Source organism: Pseudomonas sp., assembly GCF_051660785.1.
GTDB lineage: Bacteria > Pseudomonadota > Gammaproteobacteria > Pseudomonadales > Pseudomonadaceae > Aquipseudomonas.
The window spans coordinates 1-8,231 of record NZ_JBOFQE010000069.1; the positions used below are offsets into that span (position 1 = coordinate 1).

Annotated in this window: 7 protein-coding genes and 1 pseudogene; 5 read left to right on the forward strand and 3 right to left on the reverse strand. The window is 56.2% G+C overall.

Features of this window, described 5'->3' with window-relative positions:
• Positions 1-106: 106 nt before the first annotated feature.
• The gene (gene amaB / locus ACRC4F_RS18245) at positions 107-1,597 is read right to left on the reverse strand and encodes an L-piperidine-6-carboxylate dehydrogenase (RefSeq protein WP_438660605.1); all 1,491 of its coding nucleotides are present in this window, start codon (positions 1,595-1,597) and stop codon (positions 107-109) included.
• Positions 1,598-1,772: 175 nt separating this feature from the next.
• On the opposite strand from amaB, the gene ACRC4F_RS18250 reads away from it, so the two are divergent.
• Positions 1,773-2,678 carry a LysR family transcriptional regulator gene (locus ACRC4F_RS18250; RefSeq protein ID WP_438660606.1) on the forward strand — a complete coding sequence of 302 codons (906 nt, stop codon included), beginning with the start codon at positions 1,773-1,775 and terminating at the stop codon, positions 2,676-2,678.
• 141 nt (positions 2,679-2,819) lie between these two features.
• Here the strand turns inward: ACRC4F_RS18250 and ACRC4F_RS18255 are convergent, their stop codons facing one another.
• Entirely contained in the window at positions 2,820-3,629 is an 810-nt protein-coding gene (locus ACRC4F_RS18255) for a helix-turn-helix domain-containing protein (protein ID WP_438660607.1), read from the reverse strand.
• A gap of 175 nt (positions 3,630-3,804) precedes the next feature.
• Between ACRC4F_RS18255 and ACRC4F_RS18260 the strand changes: the two genes are divergently transcribed.
• The 4 genes from ACRC4F_RS18260 to nadE all read left to right on the forward strand — a co-directional run bounded on the left by ACRC4F_RS18260 (position 3,805) and on the right by nadE (position 8,032).
• On the forward strand, positions 3,805-5,265 hold the full coding sequence (locus ACRC4F_RS18260; protein WP_438660608.1) for an alanine/glycine:cation symporter family protein: 1,461 nt from the start codon (positions 3,805-3,807) through the stop codon (positions 5,263-5,265).
• A gap of 390 nt (positions 5,266-5,655) precedes the next feature.
• A complete protein-coding gene (locus tag ACRC4F_RS18265; RefSeq protein ID WP_438660609.1) occupies positions 5,656-5,841 on the forward strand; it encodes a hypothetical protein in 186 nt (61 codons plus the stop codon).
• Positions 5,842-5,964: 123 nt separating this feature from the next.
• Positions 5,965-7,200 carry a nicotinate phosphoribosyltransferase gene (pncB, locus tag ACRC4F_RS18270; RefSeq protein WP_438660610.1) on the forward strand — a complete coding sequence of 412 codons (1,236 nt, stop codon included), beginning with the start codon at positions 5,965-5,967 and terminating at the stop codon, positions 7,198-7,200.
• A 4-nt stretch (positions 7,201-7,204) separates the two neighbouring features.
• Positions 7,205-8,032, forward strand: a complete 828-nt coding sequence (nadE, locus tag ACRC4F_RS18275) for an ammonia-dependent NAD(+) synthetase (protein ID WP_438660611.1) — start codon at positions 7,205-7,207, stop codon at positions 8,030-8,032.
• A gap of 34 nt (positions 8,033-8,066) precedes the next feature.
• Here the strand turns inward: nadE and ACRC4F_RS18280 are convergent.
• Positions 8,067-8,231: pseudogene (locus tag ACRC4F_RS18280) on the reverse strand (integrase core domain-containing protein); the annotation flags it as partial.

Sequence of the window (8,231 nt, forward strand, 5' to 3'; positions counted from 1 at the left end):
CGAGCCTGCTCGCGATGCTTTCTGTCAGTCGACAAAGTTGTTGACTGACAGACCGCTATCGCGAGCAGGCTCGCTCCCACAAGGGGATTACTGTTCGACTTGAGGTTTAGTCGAAGGTAATCCCTTGGGCCAACGGCAACTCCAGCGAATAGTTCACGGTGTTGGTCTGGCGACGCATGTAGCCACGCCATGCATCGGAGCCCGACTCACGACCACCGCCGGTTTCTTTCTCGCCACCAAACGCGCCGCCGATTTCCGCGCCGCTCGGGCCGATGTTGACGTTGGCGATGCCGCAGTCGCTGCCGACCGCCGACATGAACTGCTCGGCTTCACGCACGTCGGTGGTGAAGATGCACGAGGACAGGCCCTGTGGCACCGAATTGTTCAGGTGCAGCGCTTCGTCGAAGTCCTTGTAACCAACCACGTACAGAATCGGCGCGAAGGTTTCGTTGCAGACCACATCGCTCTGCTCCGGCATTTCAACGATGGCTGGCGACACGTAGTAAGCATTAGGGAATTTGTCTTCCAACTGGCGTTTGCCGCCGAACACCCGGCCGCCTTCGCTCAAGGCCTGTTCCAGCGCGTCCTGCATGTTTTCGAAACTGTGTTTGTCGATCAGCGGACCGATCAGGTTGCCCTCAAGCGGATTGCCGATGCGAACCTTGGAGTAGGCAGCCTTGAGACGGGTGACGATTTCTTCCTTCACCGACTCATGGGCGATCAGGCGACGCAGGGTGGTGCAACGCTGACCGGCGGTGCCGACGGCGCTGAACAGGATGGCGCGAACGGCCATGTCCAGGTCGGCGCTCGGGGCGAGGATCATTGCGTTGTTGCCGCCCAGCTCCAGAATGCTGCGGGCGAAACGGGCGGCGATTTTCGGCGCCACTTCACGGCCCATGCGGGTGCTGCCGGTGGCGCTGATCAGCGCGACACGCGGGTCATCGACCAGCGCTTCGCCGGCGTCGCGGCCGCCGATGATCACTTGACTCAGGTGTGGAGGGGCGTCGCTGAAGTTCTTCAGTACGCGATCGAACAGCGCCTGGCAGGCCAGTGCGGTCAGCGGGGTTTTCTCCGACGGTTTCCAGATCACCGGGTTGCCGCAGACCAGCGCCAGCGTGGTGTTCCAGGCCCAGACCGCGACCGGGAAGTTGAAGGCGCTGATGACGCCGACGACACCCAGCGGGTGCCAGGTTTCACGCATGTGGTGGCCAGGACGCTCGGACGCGATGGTCAAACCGTACAGCTGACGGGACAGGCCGACGGCGAAGTCGCAGATATCGATCATTTCCTGAACTTCACCCAGGCCTTCCTGAGTGATCTTGCCGGCTTCCCAGGAAACCAGTTCGCCGAGATCAGCCTTGTATTCGCGCAGGATGTCGCCCAGTTGACGCACCAGTTCACCACGGCGCGGGGCCGGAACCTTGCGCCACAGTTCGAACGCATGATCTGCACGACTGATGTGCTGCTCGACTTCAGCAGCGCCTTCCCAGTTCACGGCAGCAATCCGGCTGCCATCGATCGGCGAATGCACCGGCACTTTGCCGTTCTGGTACAGGGCCGGGTTCACACCAAGACGATCAAGCAATGCGGCAACCATGGGTCACTCCTCGAGCAAAAAACAGAAAACGTGCAGCCGGACATTCACGGCTGATCAGATCTGTAGTTTTAGCTCCCCGGAGGTTACCCAACAAACGACCTTTAAGAGAGATATCATTCCGTTTATTCATGCTTTGAATTGCTGGCAGTAAAAGAAACAAGAAAAAGGACCGTCCATGCTGAATAAACGCTACTTGCCGTCGATCACCGCCCTGCAGTGTTTCGAGGCCGTCACCCGGCATTTGAGCTTCACCCGGGCTGCCGAAGAGCTGAACCTGACCCAGAGCGCCGTCAGCAAACAGGTCGCACAACTTGAAGAGTTGCTGCAGCACCTGCTGTTCCGCCGGGTGCGCCGACGCCTGCAAATGACCCCGGCCGGTGATTTGTACCTGGTGGAGGTACGAAAAATCCTCACCCAGGTCGAGATGTCGACCCATTACCTGCGTTCTTACGGCGGCGAGACCGAAGTCTTGCGGGTTTCAACGCCGCCGACCTTCGGTGCGCGCTGGCTGGTGCCGCGCTTGAAAGGCTGGCGCCTGCGCCATCCTTCGATCCATCTGGACCTGTGCAGCGAACAGGAAGCCGACGACTTGCTGCAAGGTCGCAGCGATCTGGCGTTCTACTTCGGCCAAGGCTCACGTCCCGGCACCGAATGCCTGAAGCTGTTTGGCGAAGAACTCGTGCCGGTCTGCGCGCCGGGTAGCCTGCCGGACACGCCATTCACCGATCCGACGCAGCTCACCGACCTGGTCCTGCTGCAAAACGCCTCACGCCCCCAGGCCTGGCACGACTGGTTCGACAGTCAGGGCTACCACACCGAACACAGCTACCACGGCCCGCGCTTCGAAACCTTTTACATGTGCATCCGCGCCGCCCAGGTCGGCTGCGGCGTGGCGTTGCTGCCGCGTTTTTTGGTGGAAGAGGAATTGGCCGACGGCAAACTGGTCATACCCTGGCAGCACGCGATGCCCAGCACCGATGCCTATTACCTGGCGTATCCAGAGCATTCGGCCGAAGTGCCCAAGGTGCGGGATTTTGTGAAGTGGATGCTGGAGCAGATTGATAGCCCGGATGCACCGTAGATTTGAAGCTTCATACCTTTCCCTGTGGGAGCGAGCTTGCTCCCACAGGGATCTGCTGCGGTCTAAAAAATCGCTGGCAATAATTCTACAGCTACAAAAAGCCGATTTTCAGGGATGCGCAGCGCTCCCGAACAACATCCGTCACGTAATAACAAACAGCCCATGGACAACCTTGGTTTGAGCGAGTCGTGCACGCAGGTCTTCATCGATAGCCGGATCATTAACGTCATATAGACGCACCCGGCGATAGGCATCGATTCGGTTGATTTCCTGCCCCAGGTACTCCCAAACAACCCTCGAACATGCCGGTGCTCGGTGATCTGCGGCCGACACCCCCATCTTCAAGCCATTGAGCCGTGTGATGCAGCTTTTGAAGCTCGGTATGAGAATGGTCTGGCTGATTTCGTTTGAGGTCAGTGACTCGTAATCAATGAGAAACAGGCGATCTCGCAGGTAATAAGCAATTCCGACGTATCGATACCGCTCAAATTCGCCCTCCATCCCGGCAATCTGCAAGCGCTCGTTTCTCTCGTAGACCACGTCCGGCCCGTCTTCACGGACATGGACCAGCGCGCACAAGATGGAGCCAGGCTCCGTCATTGCGTGGTAGTACTCATAGTAATAACCAATGTGGGCTTTGAGCTCTGGCGAAGATTGTTGACGCAGGTGTTCGAGCATTTTCTGTGATTCCGTCACCCCAACAGAGTGGCTGATCGTCCTCGTTTTTACTCCAATCAACGTGATGAATTGCTCAGTCGGAAGCGTTATTTCGAACTCCTCAACTCCAAAAAAATCACAGATACGTTTCAGATTAAAAGGTGTAGGAACGCTACTCCCACAAAGGTACTTATTAAATTGCCCACGATTAATTCGAATCTTCCTACAGACTTCTGCGACAGATCTGTAGTGACTACACAGAAGCTTTAAGTTAGCAGGAAGAAACTCCTCCATAAATATCCTTGAAACAGTTGAGAAGGCGCAACCATAGCAGCAACTCGCATAACTTTTAAGCAACTAGCGAAATTGCGTTCAGGGAAATATGGCTGGATATTACGGGTCCTGAAAGGCATCAGGATTTGGCTATGCCAACAACTCGCCAGCACTCTTAAATAGCAAGGAGCTTTGAATGCTAGACGTCATCAACGACTTTCTCTCGGGAAAGGTTTTGATTCCTGTAGTCCTCGGACTGGGTAGCTACTTCACCATACGATCAAGATTTGTCCAGTTCAGATACTTCCTGCATGCGTTCTCTGTCCTGCTGGGAGGATGGCGCACCGGCGGCCATCATTTGAGCGCATTTCAGGCATTGACCCTCAGTCTTGCCGGGCGGGTAGGCACCGGCAATATCGTCGGGGTCGGAATTGCCGTGAGCATGGGCGGGCCCGGCGCGGTGTTCTGGATGTGGATGACAGCCTTGCTTGGCATGTCTAGCAGCTTCTTCGAATGTACGCTGGGTCAGCTCTACAAACGCAGCGATGGAAATGGCCTGTATCGAGGTGGACCCTCTTGGTACATCCAGCACGGACTGAACAAACGCGGGCTCGGAATCGTTGTAGCGCTTCTACTGCTGGTGACGTTTGGATTTGCAATCAATGGTCTCGAATCTCATGCAGTGTCGCAATCCCTCAAAGACGCTTTCGGCCTGGGGCCAATGTGGTCGGGACTCGCATTGTCGTTGCTGCTCGGCGCAGTATTTATTGGCGGATTAAAGCGAATAGCCGCAGTGGCCGACTTGTTAGTCCCCCTGAAGGTTCTCGCTTACATCGGAGTGACAGGGTACGTGATCGTGCTGCAGTTTGATCAGGTTCCCGCAATGCTGATGACTATCATAAGAAGCGCATTCGGTCTGGATCAGGCTTTCGGTGGATTGCTCGGGAGCGCAATCATAATGGGTGTGAGGCGGGGTGTGTTTTCCAACGAGGCAGGCCTGGGTAGCGCTCCCAATGTTGCTTCGGCGGCGAAAATCGACCATCCGGCAGCACAAGGCGTAGTGCAAGCATTCAGCGTGTTCATCGACACGTTCGTAATTTGCACCTGCACTGCATTACTCATTTTGCTGTCAGGTTTCTACGCGCCGGGATTTGAAGGCGATGGCGTCGCGCTGGCACAAAATTCGTTGGCAGCAGTGGTGGGTGAATGGGGGCGCATGTTCATCAGCGTGGTACTGGCTTTGTTCGTATTCACTGCAATGCTTTACAACTATTACCTAGGGGAAAACAGCCTTCGCTATATGTTTGGCACTCCCCGAAAAACATTGTTGTTATACCGTTCGACGGTGTTGGTTTTGGTGTTCTGGGGATCGGTCGAAGATCTTTCGACCGTACTCGCTTTCGCCGACATCACCATGACTGTGCTGGCATTGGTCAATCTTGTAACCATGGCGTTGCTGTTTAAAATTTGCATGCGGATCTTGCGAGATTACGACAATCAGCGTCTTGCCGGAATAAAGACACCCGTCTTCGATTCCAGCAAGTTTCTTGATCTGGACCTCGACCCTCTGGCATGGCCCTCGCTGTCAGAAGCCCCGCACTCGATAAACCGCAGTGCGCCGCCGATTTCCAGCGGAGCAAGCACGAAACCTGCTTGAGTGAGCCAACTGCTGAGCCATTCAATTCAGTAATGGCTCAGCAACTCAATAAATGCCCCTATCAACTCTTATTGAAGAACAAACTGTCCTTTGATTGATAACGTCGAAAAATCTTGAGGTTGTCCCGAATGAGTCGCTATTGCCCACTTAAAACCAATGCAACCAATACACCCACCTACTTCATAGACTCACATGCCGCACCCAACCAGTTATTCGAAGATGCATTTTTCAGAATTCGCGCGGCTGTAGGCCTTCTGGACACGTTGACCTCCGTAACCATCAAGCACACCAACGAGTCGGATCTGTATCGTCTGATACTTCCCGTTTATGTGTTACTCCAGGACGGAGTGTACGCAATGGAACAAATCACCTTCAAGGGAGAGTTCAACCATGCCTGAAACAGCAACCTATGAAATGCTCAGGGCAGCAATGATCAAAGCGGTTGAAACAAACCTCGTTCCACGGCACTCACTGCTCGCAGAGTATGTGAACAGTTGGGAGCGTCTTGAGGCAGTCATTCAAGCCGCGCTTGATGGGTATACCGGAACGGATGCGGGGTCAGGAAGTAAGGCATAGAAGCCAACAAACGCAAGAGCCGGCTGCAAAACAAAAAATCGCTGGCAATCTTCACGTGGGATATGCGCCACTAGCGCCATTGATTGATGCCGCGCAACGCGCGGCCCGTCTGGAGACCCCGTTATGAGCGAGAGCGTGTTTGGCGATCGCATCGTGCAGAACCTGCTCGACACCGACTTCTACAAACTGACGATGATGCAGGCGGTGTTGCACAACTACCCGAACGTGGAAGTCGAATGGGAGTTTCGTTGCCGTAACAGCGAGGATCTGCGCCCGTATCTGGCAGAAATCCGCTTCCAGATCGAACGCCTCGCCGAATTGAGCCTGAGCGCCGACCAGTTGAGTTTCATGGAGCGCATCAGCTTCATGAAGCCGGATTTCCTGCGTTTTCTCGGGCTGTTCCGCTTCAACCTGCGCTACGTCCACACCGGCATTGAAAACGGCGAACTGTTCATCCGCCTGCGCGGGCCGTGGTTGCATGTGATCCTGTTTGAAGTACCACTGCTGTCCATCGTCAGCGAAGTGCGCAACCGCTATCGCTACCGGGACATCGTGCTGGAGCAGGCCCGCGAGCAACTCTATCGCAAGTTCGACTGGCTCACCGCCAACGCCAGCAGCGACGAATTGTCCGAATTGCAGGTCGCCGATTTCGGCACCCGTCGGCGCTTTTCGTACCGCGTGCAGGAGGAAGTGGTGAACGTGCTCAAGCACGATTTCCCTGGGCGCTTCGTCGGCACCAGCAACGTGCACCTGTCACGGGAGCTGGACATGAAACCCTTGGGCACCATGGCCCACGAATGGATCATGGCGCATCAGCAACTCGGTCCACGGCTGATCGACAGCCAGATTGCCGCCCTCGATTGCTGGGTCCGCGAGTACCGTGGCCTGCTGGGGATCGCCCTGACCGACTGCATCACCATGGATGCCTTCCTCAACGACTTCGACCTGTTCTTTGCCAAGCTCTTCGACGGCCTGCGCCATGACTCCGGGGATCCGGTGATCTGGGCAGAAAAGGCGATCGCCCACTATCAAAAACTCGGCATCGACCCGATGAGCAAGACGCTGACGTTCTCCGACAGCCTGACACTGCCAAAATCTCTGGAAATATTCCGGGCATTGCACGGTCGTATCAATGTCAGCTTTGGTATCGGCACCAACCTGACGTGCGATATTCCCGGTGTCGAACCGATGAGCATCGTGCTTAAAATGGCGGCCTGCAACGGTCAGCCCGTGGCAAAGATTTCCGATGAGCCTGGCAAGACTCACTGCAAAGACCCGAATTTCGTCGCCTATTTGCGACATGTTTTCAAAGTACCTGCCGCCCTTTCCAGCACATCTGGCACCACTAGCAAGGAGTGAATTCATGCAAGCCGTACAGCGTGAGATTGCTGAGCAGCTTAACGTTCAACCGCCGTTCGCCGACCATGCCGCCCTCGAGGCCGAAGTCGCCCGGCGGGTCAGTTTCATTCAGGATTGCCTGCTCAATTCCGGGCTCAAGACCCTGGTGCTGGGCATCAGCGGCGGGGTCGATTCCCTGACCGCCGGCCTGCTGGCCCAACGCGCCATGCGTGAACTGCGCGAGCAAACCAACGACAAAAGCTACAAGTTCATCGCCGTGCGCCTGCCGTACGAAACCCAGTTCGATGAACACGACGCTCAGGCTTCGGTGGATTTCATCGCCCCGGATGAACGCCACACCGTGAACATCGGCCCGGCCGTTAAATCCCTGGCCAATGAAGTGGCAGCCTTCGAAGGCAAGCACGCTGTCTCGGTGGATTTCGTGCTCGGCAATACCAAGGCGCGGATGCGCATGGTCGCCCAGTACACCATCGCCGGTGCAGCGCAGGGACTGGTGATCGGTACCGACCACGCGGCGGAAGCGGTGATGGGTTTCTTCACCAAGTTCGGAGACGGCGCCTGCGACCTGGCCCCGTTGAGCGGTCTGGTGAAAAACCAGGTTCGAGACATCGCCCGCAGTTTCGGCGCGCCGGAATCGCTGGTGGAAAAAATCCCCACGGCCGACCTTGAAGACCTGTCGCCGGGTAAACCGGACGAAGCGTCCCACGGCGTGACCTATGCCGAGATCGACGCCTTCCTGCACGGCAAGCCAGTGCGGGAGGAAGCGTTCAGGATTATTTGCGATACGTACAAGAAGACGCATCACAAACGGGTGATGCCGTTTGCACCATAAATAATGCGGCGTCTGGACCGACGTCATCGCCCGCATGCCAGTTGTACTCGTGCAACCACGACGTCAGGTAGGTCGCGCGTTGGTCTGAGCTTTCGTAACTTCTGGCGTAGGCCCATTCGCGCAGAGCGGTTTGGATAAACCGCTCTGCCTTGCCGTTCGTGCGCGGCGTGTAAGGTTTGGTATAGATGTGTTTAAGCCC

What these genes read in the sequence shown, in the direction of transcription:
- ACRC4F_RS18255 (WP_438660607.1), bottom strand. Translation starts at nt 3,629, where the DNA reads ATGGAGGAGTTTCTTCCTGCTAACTTAAAGCTTCTGTGTAGTCACTAC.
- amaB (WP_438660605.1), bottom strand. Translation starts at nt 1,597, where the DNA reads ATGGTTGCCGCATTGCTTGATCGTCTTGGTGTGAACCCGGCCCTGTAC.
- ACRC4F_RS18250 (WP_438660606.1), top strand. Translation starts at nt 1,773, where the DNA reads ATGCTGAATAAACGCTACTTGCCGTCGATCACCGCCCTGCAGTGTTTC.
- ACRC4F_RS18260 (WP_438660608.1), top strand. Translation starts at nt 3,805, where the DNA reads ATGCTAGACGTCATCAACGACTTTCTCTCGGGAAAGGTTTTGATTCCT.
- ACRC4F_RS18265 (WP_438660609.1), top strand. Translation starts at nt 5,656, where the DNA reads ATGCCTGAAACAGCAACCTATGAAATGCTCAGGGCAGCAATGATCAAA.
- nadE (WP_438660611.1), top strand. Translation starts at nt 7,205, where the DNA reads ATGCAAGCCGTACAGCGTGAGATTGCTGAGCAGCTTAACGTTCAACCG.
- pncB (WP_438660610.1), top strand. Translation starts at nt 5,965, where the DNA reads ATGAGCGAGAGCGTGTTTGGCGATCGCATCGTGCAGAACCTGCTCGAC.